The following is a 1,505-nucleotide window of genomic DNA, read 5'->3' as shown; positions in this document are numbered from 1 at the left end:
GTTGTCGTTACGATGCCCCGGACTCTTCGCCCATTGGCGATTTGGATCAGCAAGAACGTTTGCTTGATGGAAGCGGAATGAATCGAGAGGTTCACGTTCCGTTTTGCGAGAGGCTGAGGGGGAAGTTCCCTCGGTCTACTCACCTGTTTTCATGCTTCTCCGGTCGATCATGATCCTTGCAGTAGACCAGCTTCGTCTTTACCGGATGCAAAGTCAGACCACAGTCTTTTAACCGCCCCCTGACTTGCTCCAGAACAGACTCTGCTTCCTGCCCTGTATGGCAGTGGATCAACGCATCATCAGCGTAGCGCTCAAACCAGACATTCGGAATATGCTGCTCCAACCAATGATCAAATGCGTAGTGCATGAACAGATTTGCCAAAAGTGGACTTATAACGCCCCCTTGCGGCGTTCCCTTGGTTCGCGTGACTTGTTCCTTGCCATTATCAACAGGAGCTTCCAGCCAACGTTTGATATACAGTAAAACCCAAGGTTCCTGAATGTGGTGCCTCACCGCCTTTATCATGAGTTCATGATCAAGATTGTCAAAGAAACCCTTGATATCCAGATCAATCACCCAGTCACGACGCCAGCAGCGCTTCCGCGCCACTGCCAGATGAGCACTTCTGTTAGGACGGTAACCATAGGAGTTTTCATGGAAAGCAGGCTCCACTAATGGCTCCACGATTAATTTGACCACAGTCTGGGCTATGCGATCAGCTACTGTCGGCACTCCCAGCGGTCTCGTGTCTCCATCTTTCTTGTCGATGTCTACACGCATGACGGGGGGAGGAAAGTAACTTCCCGAGGACATCCTGTTCCACAGTTTGTATAGGTTGCTGCCAAGATTGACTTCAAAATCAGCCAGTGACTGACCATCAATACCCGCAGCTCCCTTGTTGGCCTTCACTCTCTGCCAGGCTTGCCAGACAAGCCTTTTCGAAATTGTGAACGGTTTTGCTTCCGTCATAGATTCATCCCATAAAACTGGTTGATCTATTCCTTCTGCTGGATAAGTCAGCCCTTCGCTCCACACCCATTACAGGTGCTTCATCACTACTACGAGCTGATCCGCCCCTGTGCTCTGTTTTGGTACTCAAAGCCTTGCTGTTTCGTCAGCTTGGCTTGCTCCCTTAACACCAGAGCGACAGGTTCTCATGTTCCGTAAAAGAGCCTGAAGTCAGTTCATGCCACCTTTGCGCCGGACACCGCTCAGGCAGTAACTGGATAACCCCTGAACTTATCATGAGGTCGATGCGCCCCTCACTTTTGATGTCAGCGTGTATGGTTACGACACGTCATCAGTGGTTCACTTGCGTTCATCTCCTGACTTCTTACCTGACGCAATCTTGTTACGCCTTTTCTGTGACGCTCACCACCCTGACTCTTAATCAGCGCAGCTCACAGTGGTTTGGTGGTCGCTTCCAGAAGCCGCCACCGGAGGGCCTACCTCCATCTCTAATACAGTTGCGAACAGACCGACTCTGTTCTCATGACACACCGCA

1 protein-coding gene is annotated in these 1,505 nt (G+C 50.8%); it reads right to left on the bottom strand.

Features of this window, described 5'->3' with window-relative positions:
• Positions 1 to 139: 139 nt before the first annotated feature.
• Entirely contained in the window at positions 140 to 970 is an 831-nt protein-coding gene (gene ltrA / locus ACR2PX_RS01715; RefSeq protein ID WP_433997630.1) for a group II intron reverse transcriptase/maturase, read from the bottom strand.
• Positions 971 to 1,505 lie beyond the last annotated feature (535 nt).

Origin of the sequence: Endozoicomonas sp., from assembly GCF_051008435.1 — a bacterium.
GTDB lineage: Bacteria > Pseudomonadota > Gammaproteobacteria > Pseudomonadales > Endozoicomonadaceae > Endozoicomonas_A.
The sequence above is the reverse complement of the archived record's forward strand: the minus strand, read 5'-3'. Positions and strand labels throughout refer to the sequence as shown.

What these genes read in the sequence shown, in the direction of transcription:
- ltrA (WP_433997630.1), bottom strand. Translation starts at nt 970, where the DNA reads ATGACGGAAGCAAAACCGTTCACAATTTCGAAAAGGCTTGTCTGGCAA.